The 18,094-nt window shown below is 45.8% G+C and carries 19 protein-coding genes; 6 read left to right on the forward strand and 13 right to left on the reverse strand.

The annotated features are described in order from the left end of the window. Window positions 1–17 precede the first annotated feature (17 nt). The 3 genes from K5Q99_RS13955 to K5Q99_RS13965 all read right to left on the reverse strand — a co-directional run bounded on the left by K5Q99_RS13955 (window position 18) and on the right by K5Q99_RS13965 (window position 3,790). On the reverse strand, window positions 18–1,067 hold the full coding sequence (locus K5Q99_RS13955; protein ID WP_220777203.1) for an ABC transporter ATP-binding protein: 1,050 nt from the start codon (window positions 1,065–1,067) through the stop codon (window positions 18–20). Beyond that, window positions 1,067–2,698, reverse strand: a complete 1,632-nt coding sequence (locus tag K5Q99_RS13960; RefSeq protein ID WP_220591137.1) for an ABC transporter permease — start codon at window positions 2,696–2,698, stop codon at window positions 1,067–1,069. The genes K5Q99_RS13955 and K5Q99_RS13960 overlap by 1 nt, the downstream gene beginning before the upstream one ends. 84 nt (window positions 2,699–2,782) lie before the next feature. Continuing rightward, complete coding sequence (locus K5Q99_RS13965; RefSeq protein WP_106651637.1) at window positions 2,783–3,790, reverse strand: Fe(3+) ABC transporter substrate-binding protein; 1,008 nt, start codon at window positions 3,788–3,790, stop codon at window positions 2,783–2,785. Between the two features lie 219 nt (window positions 3,791–4,009). Between K5Q99_RS13965 and K5Q99_RS13970 the strand changes: the two genes are divergently transcribed. Next, a complete protein-coding gene (locus tag K5Q99_RS13970; protein ID WP_220777204.1) occupies window positions 4,010–4,420 on the forward strand; it encodes a hypothetical protein in 411 nt (136 codons plus the stop codon). 14 nt (window positions 4,421–4,434) lie between these two features. On the opposite strand, the gene K5Q99_RS13975 is transcribed toward K5Q99_RS13970, so the two are convergent. The 3 genes from K5Q99_RS13975 to K5Q99_RS13985 form a co-directional block, all read right to left on the reverse strand. Beyond that, a complete protein-coding gene (locus K5Q99_RS13975; protein ID WP_106651638.1) occupies window positions 4,435–5,031 on the reverse strand; it encodes a glutathione S-transferase N-terminal domain-containing protein in 597 nt (198 codons plus the stop codon). Between the two features lie 81 nt (window positions 5,032–5,112). After that, a complete protein-coding gene (locus K5Q99_RS13980) occupies window positions 5,113–5,862 on the reverse strand; it encodes a ferredoxin--NADP reductase (protein WP_106651639.1) in 750 nt (249 codons plus the stop codon). Window positions 5,863–5,974: 112 nt separating this feature from the next. Then, on the reverse strand, window positions 5,975–6,592 hold the full coding sequence (locus tag K5Q99_RS13985; protein ID WP_220777205.1) for a DUF5610 domain-containing protein: 618 nt from the start codon (window positions 6,590–6,592) through the stop codon (window positions 5,975–5,977). A gap of 308 nt (window positions 6,593–6,900) precedes the next feature. Between K5Q99_RS13985 and K5Q99_RS13990 the strand changes: the two genes are divergently transcribed. The 3 genes from K5Q99_RS13990 (at window position 6,901) to K5Q99_RS14000 (ending at window position 9,303) form a co-directional block, all read left to right on the forward strand. After that, entirely contained in the window at window positions 6,901–7,440 is a 540-nt protein-coding gene (locus K5Q99_RS13990; protein ID WP_220777206.1) for a histidine phosphatase family protein, read from the forward strand. 11 nt (window positions 7,441–7,451) lie between these two features. Then, complete coding sequence (locus K5Q99_RS13995; RefSeq protein ID WP_220591142.1) at window positions 7,452–8,942, forward strand: FMN-binding glutamate synthase family protein; 1,491 nt, start codon at window positions 7,452–7,454, stop codon at window positions 8,940–8,942. A gap of 151 nt (window positions 8,943–9,093) precedes the next feature. Further along, window positions 9,094–9,303 carry a hypothetical protein gene (locus tag K5Q99_RS14000; RefSeq protein ID WP_006084154.1) on the forward strand — a complete coding sequence of 70 codons (210 nt, stop codon included), beginning with the start codon at window positions 9,094–9,096 and terminating at the stop codon, window positions 9,301–9,303. A gap of 152 nt (window positions 9,304–9,455) precedes the next feature. Here the strand turns inward: K5Q99_RS14000 and K5Q99_RS14005 are convergent, their stop codons facing one another. Together K5Q99_RS14005 and K5Q99_RS14010 are read right to left on the reverse strand one after the other, a co-directional pair. Next, the gene (locus K5Q99_RS14005) at window positions 9,456–9,716 is read right to left on the reverse strand and encodes a hypothetical protein (RefSeq protein WP_106651643.1); all 261 of its coding nucleotides are present in this window, start codon (window positions 9,714–9,716) and stop codon (window positions 9,456–9,458) included. 101 nt (window positions 9,717–9,817) lie between these two features. Further along, window positions 9,818–11,593 (reverse strand): ABCB family ABC transporter ATP-binding protein/permease, encoded by a 1,776-nt coding sequence (locus K5Q99_RS14010; protein ID WP_220777207.1) that lies wholly within the window; start codon window positions 11,591–11,593, stop codon window positions 9,818–9,820. Window positions 11,594–12,075: 482 nt separating this feature from the next. Here K5Q99_RS14010 and K5Q99_RS14015 point away from each other — a divergent pair, with 482 nt between their 5' ends. Next, a complete protein-coding gene (locus K5Q99_RS14015) occupies window positions 12,076–12,252 on the forward strand; it encodes a hypothetical protein (RefSeq protein WP_105250227.1) in 177 nt (58 codons plus the stop codon). Window positions 12,253–12,355: 103 nt separating this feature from the next. Here K5Q99_RS14015 and aroG read toward each other — a convergent pair whose 3' ends face one another. The 5 genes from aroG to K5Q99_RS14040 form a co-directional block, all read right to left on the reverse strand. Further along, window positions 12,356–13,411, reverse strand: coding sequence for a 3-deoxy-7-phosphoheptulonate synthase AroG (gene aroG / locus K5Q99_RS14020; RefSeq protein ID WP_220591144.1), 1,056 nt, complete (start codon window positions 13,409–13,411; stop codon window positions 12,356–12,358). A gap of 305 nt (window positions 13,412–13,716) precedes the next feature. Then, window positions 13,717–14,910 (reverse strand): tetratricopeptide repeat protein, encoded by a 1,194-nt coding sequence (locus tag K5Q99_RS14025; RefSeq protein ID WP_106651646.1) that lies wholly within the window; start codon window positions 14,908–14,910, stop codon window positions 13,717–13,719. A gap of 127 nt (window positions 14,911–15,037) precedes the next feature. Further along, window positions 15,038–15,376: a hypothetical protein gene (locus K5Q99_RS14030; RefSeq protein WP_106651647.1), complete on the reverse strand. Its 339-nt coding sequence runs from the start codon at window positions 15,374–15,376 to the stop codon at window positions 15,038–15,040. A gap of 218 nt (window positions 15,377–15,594) precedes the next feature. Then, on the reverse strand, window positions 15,595–16,845 hold the full coding sequence (amtB, locus tag K5Q99_RS14035) for an ammonium transporter AmtB (protein ID WP_012197658.1): 1,251 nt from the start codon (window positions 16,843–16,845) through the stop codon (window positions 15,595–15,597). Between the two features lie 10 nt (window positions 16,846–16,855). Next, window positions 16,856–17,194: a P-II family nitrogen regulator gene (locus K5Q99_RS14040; protein ID WP_028761800.1), complete on the reverse strand. Its 339-nt coding sequence runs from the start codon at window positions 17,192–17,194 to the stop codon at window positions 16,856–16,858. Window positions 17,195–17,537: 343 nt separating this feature from the next. Here K5Q99_RS14040 and K5Q99_RS14045 point away from each other — a divergent pair, with 343 nt between their 5' ends. Then, a complete protein-coding gene (locus tag K5Q99_RS14045; RefSeq protein WP_106651648.1) occupies window positions 17,538–18,080 on the forward strand; it encodes a hydrolase in 543 nt (180 codons plus the stop codon). The last annotated feature ends 14 nt before the right edge of the window (window positions 18,081–18,094 follow it).

Raw genomic sequence — 18,094 nt, forward strand, 5'->3', positions numbered from 1 at the left:
ACACAATATCAATATGCCTAAGATTCAAATAGTACCAGCGAGTGCGGCTCTGTCGTAACCCCGACTTTTTGGCCGATAGTGAGCTGCATCATTTGGCTTCGCACTTCGACATAATATGCATGGGAGGCGGCTTCAATCTTGACCCAGTAATGACAAAAAGCGCCTAAAAAACGCCGCTCTGTGATCGTGCCCACACCTTGCTCATCGGCACTGAGCGTCAATTGCTGCGGGCGCAAGAATACCGTGCCGCTGAACTCGCTCGGCAACCCTAATGGTGTGAGGCTGGTTAAGTGGCCGATTGGAGTGGCAACTCTGTGTCCATCGAGCACTGCGGCGGGTAAGTAATTACCGCTACCTAAAAAGTCCGCCACATAACGGCTATTGGGCGCGGCGTATAAGGCTTCAGCACTACCATGCTGCACTATAATGCCTTGATTAAAAATCGCCAAAGTATCTGCAAATACAAAGGCTTCATCCTTGCTGTGGGTGACAAATACCGCGCTCACATTACGCTGTTTTAAGATACTGCGAATTTCCGCCATCATCTCGTAACGCACTTGGGCATCGATATTAGAAAAAGGCTCATCGAGCAGTAATAACTGCGGCTCATAGGCAAGTGCCCGCGCAATCGAGACGCGCTGCTGTTGACCGCCAGATAACTCATGGGGATAACGCTGAGCCAAGCCTTCGAGTTTGACTAAGGTTAGCATCTCATCCAACCGTACCTGACGCTCGCCGGCCGACAATTTATCCACGCCAAAAAGAATATTCTCCGCCACAGTTAAATGGGGAAAAAGCGCATAGTCTTGGAAAATCATGCCGATACCACGCTGCTCGCTAGGCACAAACTGACTGTCGCCACTTACAACACGGCCATTTATCTGGATTTCACCTTGGCTAATCGCCTGTAACCCCGCCACGGCTCGCAATAAGGTCGTCTTGCCACAACCGCTGGGGCCTAACAGAGCAAGAATCTCTCCTTGTTCTAGGGCCAAACTCAACCCCTTTAAAACTTGCTGGCCCTGATAATCGCTATGAACTTGCATGAGTTTGAGCGTGTTTGTCATCAGCTGTGGTGCTCCAATGAACGGTTTAAATAAATCAGCGGTACTAAGCCCACCAGCACAATCACAATCGCGGCTAAGGCGCCGTGCTCGAGTTTTTCATCGGATACAAACTGGAATACATAAGTTGCAAGGTTTTCAAAACCGATAGGCCGCAGCAATAACGCCGCAGGCAGTTCCTTCATGCTTTCGATAAACACTAATAATGCACCAGCAAACAATCCCTTGCCAAGTAGAGGTAAATGCACTCTTTGCAGCAACTGCCTTGGGCTTTGGCCCATAGTCAGACTCACCATGTCTAGCGATGGCGAGATGCGTTTATAGCTGCTTTCAACGCTGCCGATAGCTATCGCCACAAAACGTACACAAAAGGCAAAAATCAATGCCACTACGCTGCCCGTTAAAATAAGCCCTGGGCCATTTAAACCAAGTAAATCCGCCAGATCGTTAATCGCAAAATCGAGCATAGTGAGCGGCACTAATACGCCGATAGCCAGCACTGTGCCGGGCAAGGCATAACCTGTCGATGCTAAGCGTGAGGGCAAGACATCACTGGGCCTTGGGCTTATCCGGCGAACGAACATGAGCAGCAAAGCGATTAAGCAACAGATTAAGCTAGTGATCAGCGCAAGGCTTAGACTATTAAGACTTAATTGCCAAAAGCGCCCATCCCAGCTTTGTTCAAAGTAACCAATAGCATAGGAAATTAAAATGCCAAAGGGCAATAAAAAGGCTAATAACAGCAGAGCGACGCAAAAGCTCAGTGCAACTGTGGTTTGCGCTGTCGAGAGTCGATACAAGTCACTGGCTTGGATGCGCGATTGTTTTTGGAATAACTGCTGTTTACGACGGGCAAAACGCTCAAGCCCAATCAAGCAAAACACCACCAGCAAAATAATCGCCGACAACTTAGCGGCGGCAGTCAGATTGCCATAGCCCAACCAAGTGTCATACACGGCCGTAGTTAAGGTTGGCACGGCAAAATAGTTAACCGTCGCAAAATCGGCGGCTGTTTCCATCGCCACCAAAGCCACCCCAACCGCGAGGGCCGGCCTTGCCATAGGCAAAGATAAACGCCAAAAACTCTGCCACGGCGAGCATCCCATGATCCTTGATGCATGGGCCAAGCTTAAGGATTGCTCCATAAAGGCGGTACGCGCCAAGAGATAAATATAGGGGAATAACACTAGCGACAACATGCACGCCGCGCCGCCTAAGGTGCGAATATCGGGGAAGAAATAATCCTGCGGTGAGTTCCAACCAAAAATCGATCTCAAGCTACGCTGTACTGGCCCCGCATAATCGAGCAAATCGGTATACACGTAGGCAACAATGTACCCCGGCATAGCGAGGGGCAATAATAGCGCCCATTGCAAGTAGCGCCTGCCGACAAATTCACAGCGAGCCATCAACCAAGCGCAGGGTAACGCGAGTAATAACGCGCCTAAACTCACCCAAAAGATCAGCAATAAGCTGTTGATAATATAAGTTGGCAGGACAGTTGCCATCAAGTGGCCAAACACGGCTTCGTCAGGCTGCAAAGCCTGCAATATCAGCGCAACCAGTGGCAGCACCAGCAAGGTGGCCACCGCATAACCAGCAAGCGACCAGCTTCTGGCTAATCCTAAAATCATGTCAATCCTTAAAAAGTTACAGCGCCAATCAATGGCGCTGATAACCTAGTTCTGCAATTTGTCACTCGTACTTAACGTCAAATGCTAGAGATCAAACTGCACTTCATCTAATAACTTAACCGCCGCTTGGTGATATTCGGCCAATTTAAAAATGGGCAATTGATCCGACTTAAACTCGCCCCATGAAGCTACTAAGGTTGAAGGTGCCACATCGGCTTTCACTGGGTATTCCATATTCACATCAGCATAAGCCTTTTGAGCCACATCGGCGGATAGAAATTCCATCAATTTGATCGCATTGGCTTTATTAGGCGCATGACGAGTTAACACCATGCCTGAAACGTTCACATGAGCACCGCGATCGGCTTGGTTCGGGAAGTTAATCGTGACGGCCTCGGCCCAGCTTTTTTGCTCAGGGTCTTGCATCATGTTGCCGTAGTAATAGCTGTTACCTATGGCGATATCACATAAGCCTTCTTTTACCGCTTTCACTTGGGCTCTGTCGTTACCCTGCGGCTTGCGCGCTAAGTTACTCTTCACGCCGGTCAGCCACGTTTTAGCCTCAGCTTCACCATGGTGAGCAATCATAGATGCCACTAATGCTATGTTGTATGGATGCTTACCGCTGCGGGTACAGATTTTGCCTTTGTATTTAGGATCGGCGAGTTCTTCATAGGTGATTTGCTGCGGCCCTAAACGGTCTTTCGCCGTATAGAGATTTCGTACTCGCATGGTCAGGGCATACCACTGGCCATCGGGGTCACGATACTGAGCAGGAATGTTGCTTTCGAGTTGGGTATTTTTAACTGGTGAAGTCAGATCTTTATCGACTAATTCAACTAGACGCGAGAAATCAGAGGTCAGCACCAAATCTGCTGGGGATAAACGACCTTCACGGGCAAGACGCTCGGCAATACCATCTTTTGCAAAGACCAAATTAACACCTATGCCGGTTTCTTCGGTGAAACGCGTCAAGATAGGCTCCACCAAGAAGGCTTGACGATAAGAATAAACGGTTAATTTATCATCTGCATTCGCTGAATGCCCAACCGACATTAACCCAACAATAGCCGCGCAAGTTACCCATTTCATTACCCATTTCTCCCCAAAGTGATGATATGTTCAGCGAGTGTGAACATGGCCGCATTAATGATAATGCTTATCAGTAGCGCAAGAGTAATAGATGGATATGCAGAGAGCAATAGTCCATTTAACTTTTTGTTTTTAATGAATTTAAACTCAAAACTGGTGATTATCTCAAATCAAACTAAACTGAACCTTAATTTGCTTAAAATGCTTTCAGGAGGCGTCATGTTAACTGTTTTGCTACTAGGTATAGTCGCAGTAGCGCTATTTGGCCTATTTAAACTCAATATTGGTCACAAGCGGCATAGACACTATGCTAAAGCGGTAAATCAACACGCGGATAGAACTAAGCCGCATCATCATTTTCACAGTGTAAGCATAGTGAATGACGGCAGTTGCTGTGAGCAGGCTGAAACACTGTCTGGAAAACGTTTTTTATCAAAGGATGCACCGGAAATCCCGATGGAAGAATGCACTATGACCCAGTGCCAATGTCGCTATCAACACCATGAAGATAGGCGTCAAATAGGGAATGACCGTAGAGTCGAATATGGGGTTACACGGGAATTATTCGGCGCTTTTGGAGAACAAAACCGCCGTGATAGACCAAAGGGAAGACGCGCAACCGATGGCTGAGCATCTCCATCCAGTTATTGGGGACGGGTTTGGATAAACGCGGGGAGATTACGCATCTCACTAAACCAAAGTGCCGTCGCAGGGGCAACCTTGCGCCAATCTAACTCTGGATGTCTAAAGTCCACATAATCAAGCAAGCAAATCAAGGCTAATTGCGGTGCCTGAATCGTGGTTTGGGTGATCACGGTTTGCAGTTCAACCTGCATAAGACCACGCAGCAATGCTTGTTCAAAGCGAGCCGTCCAAAAAGCCGATCTCACGCCTTCATCTTCACGCATCTGCTCTTGGCGTAATTTCACCGCGCTATCGATTAAGCCTTTTATCAAAGAATATTGACACTCCAACACCCAGTTATGGCTTGAGATGCCAAACATCTTACGATCGCCAAGCTCAGCATCTAGGTAACGCATAATCACTTCGCTATCGAATAACGCCACGCCATCGTTAGTGATGAGACACGGGATCTGTCCTAGCGGGTTAGCATCGAGTAATTCGGCACTGTTTTCAAAGGGATTGACTAGCTGCTCTTCAATATTGTTAATTCCTAAATACTGGATTAAGGCTCTAACACAACGGGCGTAGGGTGAAGCTTGAGAACTTAACAACTTCATCAAAAATTTCCTTATATTTGCATTAAACGCTATGGCTATTTAGGAGCGAAAACGGCTTGCTCCCACCCATATAAAATGGGATCACCAATATTTCTCTACGGTAATTTGTCCGGGAGCACGACGTAAATTCTTCACTAATCCCTTATCGAGTAAGGCGCTTTGCGCGCCATTGATCATTCCGGGATTGCCACAAATCATAACTTGGGAATCAGCAGCACTTAAGGTTACTCCTGCCTTTTTTTCAATCTCACCCGAGACCAGGCCCTCGGGTATACGACACTGCAACGCATCGGCAAAGGGTTCACGGGTCACACTCAAGACTAATGTAAACTGTGCTGGGTATGTGCGCTCTAACTCACGCAGCTTATCAAGATACGCCAAATCCTGCGCCTCGCGCACGCCATACACAAGTACGACTTTTTCGAAACGCTCCCAAGGCTCATGGGTATCGAGCATAGACAAAAATGGTCCTACTGCAGTACCTGTAGCCAAAAACCATAAGTGCTTGCCTTGGAGTTCACCCTTAGGAATTTCCGCTAAGGTCATAAAACCAGTCGCGGTTGAGGTAATTTCAATTTCATCGCCTATGCCAAGGTTTTGCAATTGCGGCGATAACAGGCCGTCTTCTACCGCGACTGCGAGCACTTCGGCATAGGGTTTGTCGGGAGAATTGACTAAGGAGTATGCTCTGGCTACACGCTTATCATCTTGCATTTGACTTAACTTGATAAACTGGCCAGCAATAAATGGGGCTAACTCGGCGGCGATGCGCAATGAAAATAACTTATCGCTCCAATCAATACGTTCTATAACTTGTCCCCTAGTCCACATAACTTGCCCTCAAGCGAAACGTTAAATAGGCTTCCAGCATAGACTTTTTTCCGCATAACAAAAACCCCTTATGTAAGGGGCTTATGATGATAGAACCGAAAACAATAAAGCATTAAGTGGCACTCGATTTTGCCTCATCTGTCTTCTTGTTAAAACTATCTCTAAAGGCCTGTAGTCCCTCTTGCACTAAACCATAGGTTTTATCGACACCATCTGCAATATCCCCCTGCAAGACTTTAAGGCCAGACAGAATGTCTTTCGCTTCTTTAAAACCGTTGTCAATGGCACCACCAATAATCCCCATAAAACTATCGAGTTGCTCATCTAAGCTCATACCCGAGTTTTGTTGCTGGTGAATGCTAAAGAATTGCGTCGCAAAACTCACGATACGATCGGCTGTGGCCTCTGGAGAAGTATCAACACCATTATCGTAAGCGGTTTGAATCGCGTTCTCGCCCATAGTGGGCGCTAACTCTTTGTCTATCGCATCGATAGCGGCACGATAGAGTAAAGTCATAGACTGATCGCCAGACTTGATATTCACTTCCTGCTGCGCAGATAGAATTGCTTGATTCATTAATAACTTACTTGTCTGATATGCCGTTTGTTTAAGTGTGACTTTCACATCCTTCGAATCACTCACTTCGGTACCCTTAGGTGCCGTATTTTCAACATATTTTTTCTGCGGCAAAGGAGTGCTTTGCACTTGAGGGGATTTATTGATTTCCATGATGACTATCCATTCAATTCGGGTCGACTTTATTATCGACCAAAATTTAACCAGCTTTAGTAATTTTTAGAATTGAAGTACCATCGTGACCACAAGGCCATGATAAGGCCCGTATAAATTGAGTGGGTTTATTCTGTATAAATTGCATAAAGTGTCAATAAACCCGCATGCAGATCATTATTATCGTCGAGCTTAGACAAAAGCTAATAGAAAAGGATGTTACACCATGGCAGTAGGCCGCAGTTTGAGTCATTTCCGCTTTCAAGCGTTTACACAAATACTTAAGCGCTGTACTGAGCACTAACTATATGAGCATCAATATTAAGCGCCTTAGTCTGCTCACTGGTCTTGTGTTCTTCACTTGTCTTGGCCTAGCTCCAATTAACCCAGCCCATGCGGAAAATAGGCTAATCATTTTAGTCAGACATGCCGAAAAAGCCGACACACCAGCCAATGACCCGCAGTTATCGCCCAAGGGAGAAATGCGCGCAACATCACTGATCACCGCCTTGAGTCGCACGCCGTTGTCACAGCTCATTGCGACTCAATACCAGCGAACCCAGCAAACACTCGCGCCTATCGCCGAGGCTCGCCATTTGCCCGTGACGATAGTCGAGGCAGCCAAACCTATCGAAGAACATATTCAGCTGATTGTCGAACAAGTGCATGCGGTACGAGGTAATACGCTCATCGCTGGTCATTCAAACACAGTGCCATTGATCATCAAAGCCCTTGGTGGACCTGAGGTCCAAGCAATCGGCGAAGAGGACTACAGCCAGCTGTTTTTGCTCTCTCTCAATGATGGCCAACCCGCGAGCTTGATCGCCACCCGTTACGGACAAGAATAAGGATAAATAACATGAGTGAACTCAATTGGTTTATGTGGGGACTCGATCTGTTTTCAGGACTATTTTTGATCGTCATCGGCTTCGCAGTACTTGCCGTTATTTACATGTATATTGCAGATAAAATGCAGACTAAACAAGCAGTAAGGCATAACTACCCCGTGATTGGTCGTTTTCGATATCTGTTCGAAAAACAAGGTGAGTTTTTCAGGCAATACTTTTTCGCCCAAGACAGGGAAGAATTGCCCTTCAACCGTGCTGAACGCAGCTGGGTTTACCGCGCCGCTAAAAATGTTGATAGAACCATAGCCTTTGGTTCGACTCGCCCCTTGGATACTGCCGGTACTATCATGTTTATGAATACCGCCTTCCCGACCCAAGATGAAGATATTACTCCTATTCACCCGCTGACGATTGGCACTCACTGTCGTCAACCTTATACCACTCAAGCCATTTGCCATATTTCAGCCATGAGTTTTGGCGCCCTATCACGCCCAGCCATCACCGCCCTTTCCCATGGTGCAGCGCAGGCGGGTTGCTGGCTTAATACGGGTGAAGGTGGCTTGAGTCCTTATCATCTCAAAGGCGGCTGCGATCTCGTCTTTCAAATTGGAACGGCCAAATACGGCGTTCGCAATGAACAAGGACATTTAGATGATGAAAAACTGAAGGCAATAGCGATTCATCCCGAAGTCAAAATGTTCGAAATCAAAATGAGCCAAGGGGCAAAACCAGGCAAAGGGGGCATTTTACCCGGTATTAAAGTGAATGCTGAAATTGCCCATATTCGCGGCATTCCTGAGGGACACGACTCAATCAGCCCCAATGGCCATATCGAATTTAAGTCAGTGAACGACATTTTGGATATGATCGAACGAGTACGTGAAGTTACAGGTAAACCTACTGGCATTAAAGCCGTACTCGGTGATGTACAATGGCTGGAAGATTTATGTGATGAAATTGAACGCCGCGGCGAAGACTCTGCCCCCGACTTTTTTACCTTAGACAGCGCCGATGGTGGCACGGGCGCAGCACCGCAACCGTTAATGGATTATGTTGGATTACCGCTGAAAGAAAGCTTACCTATTCTAGTCAATATCTTGATCCAACGCGGCTTGCGTAAACGCATCAAAGTCATTGCCTCAGGTAAACTTATCGTCCCATCTAGAGTCGCTTGGGCTTTGGCATTAGGTGCTGATTTTATCGCATCGGCCCGTGGCAACATGTTTGCCCTCGGCTGTATTCAAGCCTTGCAATGTAATAAAGATACCTGTCCAACGGGTATTACTACGCATAATCCAAAACTACAACAAGGGCTAAATCCTAGGGATAAATCGACGCGGGTCGCTAACTATAATCATAATTTACACCATGACTTAGGGCTAATCGCGCACTCTTGCGGTGTGACAGAGCCAAGACAACTTAAGCCTTCACATGTACGAATTGTGCTTGATAGCGGTTTATCTATCTCACTCGACAAATTCTATTCGCACATGGATAAATAGCCGCAAACCCTTGCGGTGATTAGCCAGTACAACTTTTGTCTTTATGAGTTTTACATAAGGTATATTTGAATGCGTATCACAAAAGAGGTAAGATCCGTGAGGTGAGGCGTTATTCAAATACCTTACCCACAATTGAACTTAAGGAAACACTTTGAAATCTAGCTTCGTAAGCCAACTGCCCGCCAGTAAAACTGTAAGCACGAGCTGTAAGAGCTGTAATCGCCTGACTGAGATCGAAGGCGAGCTTGTGTGTTTTCGTGAAGGACAGATCATTCGACTCACCTTGATCGATGAGTCAGCGCCTAAATTGAATCTTTTATGCGAAGGTTGGAAAGCTGGCAAGCTGAATGGCGTAGCTTAATTCGGCACTATTGGTCTTAAACAATTGGTCTTAAACAAGATATAAAGCGTTAGAGCAAAATGACTCTTCCTTGAGCATCGAGAATGGTTGCTCACCACTACCCTCCCACATTCTCATCAAACGCTGACTTTCTAACGCATTTTCTATGATGTTTAGCGCATGCTCATCATGTAGTCACTTGTCGGCACATGCATATCGCGGATCACGCCCGCAAGTACCATCTCTGGATTGACCTTAGCCAAAGTAAGACACCGAGTCGTCACCAGTAGACCCGCATTCAATTCAGCATGAATACGTTGCAGCGAATCATAATCAACACCACGTTTTTTCAATGTCGCCATGATGGCAAACCAATCAGTGGCAACTTTTTCTTCTTTGCCTTCAATGTTCACTCTCAGTGCAATATTTTCCATGCCAGATCTCTTCCGATTGATGTGTTGGCATTTGAGTATAGAGAGCCGAAGCTGAATAAAGACTGAACTGTATTGCGCTATTCACTGCTCAGATGAGTATGTTACTGCTCATTTTGTATCCGCCATAATTTGGCATATAGACCATTTGCCACTAGCAAAGTCTGGTGATTACCCTGCTCAACAATTTCACCTTGGCTCAATACAACGATTTGGTCAGCATCGACAATCGTAGATAATCGATGAGCCACCACAAGGCTGGTATGCCCTTTAGCGACTTCCCGCAGTGCCGACAAAATCGCTTGCTCGGAGCGGCTATCGAGTGAGGATGTTGCCTCATCAAACACTAGCACGGGCGAGCCCTTTAAAATGGCTCTGGCTATCGCAACCCGCTGTTTTTCTCCGCCAGAGAGCTTTAAGCCGCGTTCACCCACCTTTGTATCCCACCCAAGGGCAAGCGATGCAATAAATTGCTCTAAATGCGCTAATTTAATCGCGTTGCGCACCTCTTCATCCGTCGCGCTTGGGCGGCCATAACGTATGTTCTCAACTAATGAATCGTTAAACAGCACAGTATCCTGCGGCACGATAGCGATGGCCCGTCGCAGCGCATCTTGCGTCAGATGACGGATATCTTGCCCATCGATTTCAATCGCGCCTTGGTCCACATCGTAAAATCGAAATAGCAGTTTAATCAGCGTCGACTTACCAGCACCACTATCACCAACTACGGCCACCTTTTTCCCCGCAGCAACCTTAAAACTCACGTCCCGCAGAATTTGCCGCTCGTCGTAGCTGAAATTCACATTTTCAAATACCAGCTCGCCCTTATTGGGCGAAAAATCGAGCGCTTGGGGTGAATCGACTATCATGGGATGTTTATCGAGCAGGCTAAACATACGCTCAATATTGGCTAAGGCGCCGCGTATTTCGCGATACACGAAACCTAAAAAGTTAAGGGGTAAAAAGAGCTGCATCATAAACGCATTAATCAATACAAAATCGCCTAAGGTCATATCGCCATAGGTGACTCTGTATGCCGCCAGCGCCATCATAGCTGTCATCGCTAGGGCGATAATCACAGCTTGTCCGCCATTGAGCGCAAACAAAGATAAGCGGTTTTTACGTTTAGCGACTTCCCACTGTTCGAGCGCTTGATCGTAGCGCTGCGATTCATACTTCTCATTATTGAAATACTTAACGGTTTCATAGTTCAGCAAACTATCAATCGCCCGGGTATTTGATAAAGAATCAGCCTTGGCGGCATCACGTACATACTCAGTGCGCCATTCGGTCGCGACCACAGAGAAAATAATGTAGGCCAACACAGCAACAAAAGTGATTGCCGCAAACGCAACCCCGTAGTTATAGAAGAAAATGCCAATCACCATGACAATTTCGAGCAAGGTCGGCACTATGTTGAACACCATAAACCGCATGAGGAAACTCACGCCACTGGTGCCGCGCTCAATATCACGGGATAGGCCGCCGGTTTTGCGTTCTAGATGAAAATCGAGATCAAGTCGGTGTAAATGGTCGAATACCGCTAAGCCTAAACGGCGGATCGCCCGCTCAGTCACCCGACCAAACAAGGTATCGCGGATCTCGCCCGTAATCGCTGTCAGTAAACGAATCGCACCATAGGCCAACACTAATCCCACGGGTACACTTAGGGCTTGCGCGGTTTTATCGGCGTCTAAGGTATCAACCAAATGCTTTAAAATAAAAGGCAGAGCCACGCTGGTCAACTTAGCGATGATGAGGCAGGACATCGCCAACGCAATCCGACCTTTGTATTCCAATAAGTAAGGCCAAAGCAGTTTCATGACGTGCCAGTTTAATTTATCGACTGGACCTTCAAAATATAACGTTGGGCGCATAGGACATAACCTTGAATGAGTTATGTCAATTGTAACAGTACAAACCAGACTTAAGCTAAACGAAACGAGCAAAGCTTGAATAAAATCAATCAGATTTTTCTGACAGACAAATAGACTTATTCACGACACAATGCACTGCTATTCTGATTCGATGAAAAGCCAAGCTGTCATACTTACGTATTACACTGGCATATTCACAATAAATGAATTTATACTGATTTCAGTGCAGGCACAAATACCCATAGCTTGCGTTTTGCTTGCGCCCAGCACCGTATAAATGTAGACAAGTTTGCTATGGGAAAAGCTTAGCTCAACCTTGCTGCTGTTGATTATTTTAGCAGTTTTGCCCAAAATGCCATGGAGGCGGTTATACAAATCGATAGAATTTGTTAACCTCTACGCGCTAGATTTGGCTATTCATAAGCTCAAACTCTAGCGAGAACATTAAGACAAATAAATTAAATAAGATCAAAGGAAGCTTTATGTTGGATTCCGCTAAAGTTCAATACCCGCCATTACCACTGATCCAAACTTGGGTGTGGATGATGATCGAATCAGGCAATCCAGAGATACAAGATAAAGGTAGAAACAACCTTATTGCCGCCTTTGGTAGCTTAGCCAAAGCAAATGAATACATTGTTGAAATAAGCAATAAATAGATAAAACAAAGGCGCCAGGATAGCGCCTTTGTTTTTACTTTACCCGCAATCGTTAACGACTAATTCAGGTATCGTTGCGGTTTCTGTTCGCACGAACAGATAATTAAACCTGACGGCGTTCGATAATACTCTGATTCAAAATGGCCAACAGGCGCTCGGTATCATCCCAACCGATACACGCATCGGTAATACTCTGACCATAACACAGCTCTTGGCCTTCAATTAAATCCTGACGACCTTCCACTAAATGGCTTTCGACCATAACGCCAAAAATAGCAGTATTCCCCGTCGCCACTTGACCTGCCACATCTTCAGCCACCACTAACTGACGTTGGTACTCTTTACTACTATTGGCATGGCTAAAGTCGATCATGATGTTGTCGGCAAGCTGAGCTTTTAATAACTGCTGGCTAATTTCAGCGACATGCGGCGCACTATAATTAGGCTCGCGGCCGCCACGTAAAATAATGTGGCAATCAGGATTCCCTTTGGTCGAAACGATCGCCGAATGGCCTAACTTAGTCACAGATAAAAAATGGTGCGGTGCATTGGCAGCACCAATCGCATCGATAGCGACTTTAATGGTGCCATCGGTCCCATTTTTAAAACCGACCGGACAAGAAAGACCTGAGGCTAGCTCTCTGTGCACTTGTGACTCAGTAGTGCGGGCGCCAATGGCTCCCCAGCACATTAAATCAGCCATATATTGCGGGGTGATCATGTCAAGAAACTCACCCGCGGTTGGCATACCGCTGTCGTTCAAGTCCACTAACAACTTACGCGCAGTACGTAAACCATCATTGAGTTTAAAGCTGTTATCCATGTAAGGATCGTTAATCAGCCCCTTCCAACCTACTGTGGTTCTTGGCTTTTCAAAATACACTCGCATCACGATTTCGAGTTGATCTTTATACTGCTCACGCAGCGTAACCAGACGCTGACCATATTCCAACGCCGCTTTGGGATCGTGGATAGAACAAGGTCCAATTACCACTAACAGGCGATCATCAGACTTAGCCAGAATATTGTGGATACTATTTCGCGCATTAAACACAGTCGCAGAGGCTTTTTCGGAAGCAGGAAATCGTTCTAGAATCGCGATAGGAGGAAGTAACTCTTTTACTTCTTTAATGCGAACGTCATCATTTTGGTAATACATAATTTTACTGCTCCAACTCTGGTGTTTTAGGCTATTTCTATCGCTGCGATAAGGGATCTCAACTGCAATACTGAGTTCAATTTATCGAGTCTCAAGCGCCAATGCAACCAAGTTGTCTCCATTTCAAAAAATCAAATATAACTTATTGTTTTAATATATTTTAAAAAAATAAAAATTCAAATATGCCAACTAACTCACAGCCTTAATGAACAAAATCGAATATGGCGGATAAAAAGCAAGCGGGGAATGAGTGCAATTGATCCAGCTCTCTATGCAAGAGAACTGGATGCTAGAGCAGGCCAATACTAATGGTGCAGCATGACTTGTAACTTGTTTTGATAACGATGACGCTCTGAATCATCACGGCTCAAAGCTAGCGCTTTTTCCATATTCAGTTTGGCACGCTTTTCGTCCCCCAGCGCCCAATAGGTTTTTGATAAACCGAAAAAGAATTCATGCCGATAATCAGCTTTGGCCAACGCCCTTTGATACCATGCTAAAGCCTCGTCGTATTGATGTTCATCGAAAGCTTGCTGCGCCATATCATAGTAATAATAAGGATTACGTATCCTTGCTAATTCAAGCACTTTATTGATTTCAGCCCATTCATCAAGCCGGCCCTGATCCCCTAAAATCAAAGCTAAGTTATAAAGCGTGGTTAAATTTTTCGCCTCAAACTTAAGCGCATAGCGATACACTTGTTCAGCCCGTTTCTCATCCCCTTTATGCCGATAAATAATGGCGAGCGTATTGAGTGAGGGGACAAACTGACCGACATTTAAACCCGCTTTGATGAGGGCATAGGCCCTATCTAAATCGCCATTCACTAAAGATTCTGCCGCCATGTTATTGTAAAACATGCTGATCAAGGTTTGCTTATTCACTCGGGTCTTACCATACCCTCGTAGGGCGCGCTCGGGCATGAAGTCCACTAAGATTGCTGCGGATGACACATAGACTGAATGTAAATTCTCGGGCGGAAGTAAGCGTAAGTTCACATGACCATTGATTAAATAGAAATCCCCTTGCTTGTCCCATACGGGTTCAATAGCGATATCTTGATACTCAGCGCCCACATTCAATATATCCGCCAACGCAGAAGTCATGACCACTAAGGACATGCAATTCCCTGCCCTTTGGGCGTAGGTTTCACGGGCAATTTGGGTCAGGTTATCTTGGTAGCGAAAATCAATTTTAGTGCTATTGGTTTGGCTGGCATTGATATAACTGGCTAACCATTCGTTGGCTAACATGGCGTTATTATGGGAAAAAGTATATTTGTCATAGCTACGCTTTACATCTGTTACCACCTCAGGCGGCAGATAAAAAATATCCGCAACGGAAGGAATATCGGCGACAGGGGTAAACAGTGAATCGGCAAGTAGCGACTCAAGATCAGACGGATCAGGCGCGATGGTCGTCGAGCTACAGGCAACCAACTGACTGAGTACAGTGCCCATGATGGCACTCAGGTATACGGCTCGGAATAGTTTTGACATATGTCCTCCCACACCATTAGCTCCTATTTGAGCTTATTACAAATGGCGAAAAAGACGACATAAAATGGTTACAAAAAATGACAATCGCTATCGTTAAAAAATAACGGTAAGTGATTTAACACGTTAGTTACTGCGAAGGTTGATCAACCTCTATGTATAGCTCGCGCTGCTGGTAATGGTATGGCCGATAGTTATGCTCCCCACAGGTAAAATAGCGATAGGGCTTCATCACAGTAATACAACCTAAGGGTAAAGCCTGCAGAATTTGGATCTGCTGTTGACGACGAAGCGACTCCTGCCACTCAAAATCCTTGAGCACTTGATCACGCACAGCAAAGGCATCGACAGGCTCACTCGAGCGGTTAACTATGATTTCCCCTGCTAAGGTAGATACTGATATCAAGCCAGCAATAACGATAAGGCTGAGTCGCGTAAATTGACCGACAGCTGTGGCATGTAAGCTCATAGTTCACCCCTCTGTTCGTGCAGTAAATACTGTAGGTAAATAGTGTAGGTAAATCATGCTGTAAGGTAATGCACGTCAGCCTGTTAAGCCCCACTCTAAACCGCCTTGAGCTTAACCCATGACTAAGCCCCATAAAAAAGCAGAGCCTACGCTCTGCTTTACTATCCCTCGAACCACGCTAGGCATCAAGTTGAATCACCATTCATTCGCCAGTTTACTTAACCAGCATTTTTAACCGTAACAAACTCTGGGTAAGCATCGATACCACAATCAGACGCATCCATACCATTGTATTCTTCTTCCTCAGTCACACGGATCCCCATGGTTTTCTTAATCGCATACCAAACCACAAAGGATGAACAGAATACCCAAGTAAAGATGAAGGCTGCACCGGTCAACTGCCCAGTAATGGTCGCATCAGCGTTGGATAATGGCACACACATTAACCCAAGGAAACCCGCCACGCCGTGTACTGAAATCGCGCCCACTGGATCATCGATCTTAATGCGATCTAAGCCCACAATAGAGAACACCACTAAACCACCAGCAACCACACCAATCACGCCCGCCATTAACAATGAAGGTGATAGCGGATCTGCCGTAATCGCCACTAAACCCGCCAGAATACCGTTGAGTATCATGGTTAAATCCGCTTTACCCCAAATCATCTTACATACGATAAGCGCAGAGATAGCACCAAATGCCGCCGCAGTATTAGTATTAACGAACACTTTTGCCACTGAGCTCGCATTCGCCGCATCCGACACCATTAATTGCGATCCACCGTTGAAGCCAAACCAGCCCATCCACAGAATAAACATACCTAAGGTTGCCATTGGCAAATTAGAGCCTGGGATAGGATTCACTTGACCGTTAGGGCCATATTTACCCTTACGTGCACCGAGCAATAATACCCCCGCAATCGCTGCAGTCGCACCAGTCATGTGCACAATACCGCTACCCGCAAAGTCCACAAAGCCCAGTTTTGCGATAAAACCTTGGCCCCAAGTCCAATACCCTTCCACTGGATAGATAACCGCAGTCATTACCACAGAGAAGAACAGGAAAGCCCATAACTTCATCCGTTCCGCCACGGCGCCAGAGACAATTGACATCGCCGTTGCCACAAACACCACTTGGAAGAAGAAGTCAGATTCTAATGCATGGCTCGCATCCGATGATTGAGAACCGATTAAGGTACCAATCGATGGCAACCAGCCTCCTTCAGTGTTATCGACATACATAATGTTGTAGCCAACCAATAGGTACATCACACAGGCAATCGCGTACAACACCACGTTCTTAGTTAAAATTTCAGTGGTGTTTTTAGAGCGAACTAAGCCCGCTTCTAACATGGCAAATCCCGCTGCCATCCACATTACCAAAGCACCTGAGATCAAAAAGTAAAAGGTATCGAGTGCAAAGCGTAGTTCAGTGACTGTGCCACCTAGTTTTGTTAATTCTTCCATTATCAGCCCCTTATAGCGCTTCTGTATCGAGTTCACCCGTACGGATACGGATAGCATGTTCTAAGTCGACGACGAAGATCTTACCGTCGCCAATTTTCCCCGTATGAGCCGCAGTGGTGATGGCCTCAATCAACATGTCGAGATTTTCAGCCTTAGTGGCAATTTCTAGTTTTACTTTTGGCAAAAAATCCACCTGATACTCGGCGCCACGATACAACTCTGTGTGCCCTTTTTGACGGCCAAAACCTTTAACTTCGGTCACCGTCATGCCTTCAATACCTATTCCGGCGATAGCTTCACGGACATCATCCAACTTAAACGGCTTGATGATAGCGCTGACTAGTTTCATCCTGACCTCCAAAAAAACGCGATTGTTATTAACTTGTATCAAAGGTAATTCAATCATTAGGCCAAAAATTTAACTTGCTGATTAATTTAAAATTTAACTAAATAAGATTATTTTTAAAGGTTAAAAATGCACCATAATCGAGCACAAACAAGTGCAACGCACTCTTTTAGTGAGCAGCTTAAGTGCAGTCGCTATTCGACCTTAGGCCTATTGGTAACAAGGTTAAATTGAGGTCTACTGGAAAAGCGTAAATCGAGATGAAATCTGAGCATCACAGTACAAGCTCTTAAACAAAAGCGAAGATCATCACTAAGACAATCATCAAGCGCAGAAGGAAGGCCCGATGTTAAAACCTGAAGAATGTGTTCTCGTTATCGTCGATGTGCAGGGAAAACTTGCACAAATCATGGATAACAGTGACAAGCTGCACCAACAACTACAGACCTTAATCCAAGGTGCACAATTATTTGAAATACCCATACTCTGGTTAGAACAGCTACCCGATAAGCTCGGAGCAACCAGTCCTGAGCTTCAAACCTTGCTAGAGAAAAGCGGCTCCCCCATTGCCAAGCAACATTTTAGCGGTTGGCACTGTGAAGAGTTTGCGCAGGCACTCACTAAGACAAATCGTAAACACGTCATACTGGCGGGCATTGAAACCCATGTGTGTGTTTATCAAACCTGTTGTGACCTTATAGAGCAGCAATATTCGGTGCATCTCGTCGCAGACGGCGTCTCGTCACGCAGTGCTGAGAATAAACAACTGGGTATTCAGATGATGACAGCCAGAGGCGCCTTATTAACGAACGTTGAATCACTATTATTTGAATTACAACATCAGGCCCAAGGCGAGCGCTTTAGGGCATTATTAAAACTGATAAAATAGTCTTAAATTTATTT

It is taken from the genome of Shewanella hafniensis, from assembly GCF_019655335.1.
GTDB lineage: Bacteria > Pseudomonadota > Gammaproteobacteria > Enterobacterales > Shewanellaceae > Shewanella > Shewanella hafniensis.

What these genes read in the sequence shown, in the direction of transcription:
- K5Q99_RS13955 (WP_220777203.1), bottom strand. Translation starts at nt 1,067, where the DNA reads ATGACAAACACGCTCAAACTCATGCAAGTTCATAGCGATTATCAGGGC.
- K5Q99_RS13960 (WP_220591137.1), bottom strand. Translation starts at nt 2,698, where the DNA reads ATGATTTTAGGATTAGCCAGAAGCTGGTCGCTTGCTGGTTATGCGGTG.
- K5Q99_RS13965 (WP_106651637.1), bottom strand. Translation starts at nt 3,790, where the DNA reads ATGAAATGGGTAACTTGCGCGGCTATTGTTGGGTTAATGTCGGTTGGG.
- K5Q99_RS13970 (WP_220777204.1), top strand. Translation starts at nt 4,010, where the DNA reads ATGTTAACTGTTTTGCTACTAGGTATAGTCGCAGTAGCGCTATTTGGC.
- K5Q99_RS13975 (WP_106651638.1), bottom strand. Translation starts at nt 5,031, where the DNA reads ATGAAGTTGTTAAGTTCTCAAGCTTCACCCTACGCCCGTTGTGTTAGA.
- K5Q99_RS13980 (WP_106651639.1), bottom strand. Translation starts at nt 5,862, where the DNA reads ATGTGGACTAGGGGACAAGTTATAGAACGTATTGATTGGAGCGATAAG.
- K5Q99_RS13985 (WP_220777205.1), bottom strand. Translation starts at nt 6,592, where the DNA reads ATGGAAATCAATAAATCCCCTCAAGTGCAAAGCACTCCTTTGCCGCAG.
- K5Q99_RS13990 (WP_220777206.1), top strand. Translation starts at nt 6,901, where the DNA reads ATGAGCATCAATATTAAGCGCCTTAGTCTGCTCACTGGTCTTGTGTTC.
- K5Q99_RS13995 (WP_220591142.1), top strand. Translation starts at nt 7,452, where the DNA reads ATGAGTGAACTCAATTGGTTTATGTGGGGACTCGATCTGTTTTCAGGA.
- K5Q99_RS14005 (WP_106651643.1), bottom strand. Translation starts at nt 9,716, where the DNA reads ATGGAAAATATTGCACTGAGAGTGAACATTGAAGGCAAAGAAGAAAAA.
- K5Q99_RS14010 (WP_220777207.1), bottom strand. Translation starts at nt 11,593, where the DNA reads ATGCGCCCAACGTTATATTTTGAAGGTCCAGTCGATAAATTAAACTGG.
- K5Q99_RS14015 (WP_105250227.1), top strand. Translation starts at nt 12,076, where the DNA reads ATGTTGGATTCCGCTAAAGTTCAATACCCGCCATTACCACTGATCCAA.
- aroG (WP_220591144.1), bottom strand. Translation starts at nt 13,411, where the DNA reads ATGTATTACCAAAATGATGACGTTCGCATTAAAGAAGTAAAAGAGTTA.
- K5Q99_RS14025 (WP_106651646.1), bottom strand. Translation starts at nt 14,910, where the DNA reads ATGTCAAAACTATTCCGAGCCGTATACCTGAGTGCCATCATGGGCACT.
- K5Q99_RS14030 (WP_106651647.1), bottom strand. Translation starts at nt 15,376, where the DNA reads ATGAGCTTACATGCCACAGCTGTCGGTCAATTTACGCGACTCAGCCTT.
- amtB (WP_012197658.1), bottom strand. Translation starts at nt 16,845, where the DNA reads ATGGAAGAATTAACAAAACTAGGTGGCACAGTCACTGAACTACGCTTT.
- K5Q99_RS14040 (WP_028761800.1), bottom strand. Translation starts at nt 17,194, where the DNA reads ATGAAACTAGTCAGCGCTATCATCAAGCCGTTTAAGTTGGATGATGTC.
- K5Q99_RS14045 (WP_106651648.1), top strand. Translation starts at nt 17,538, where the DNA reads ATGTTAAAACCTGAAGAATGTGTTCTCGTTATCGTCGATGTGCAGGGA.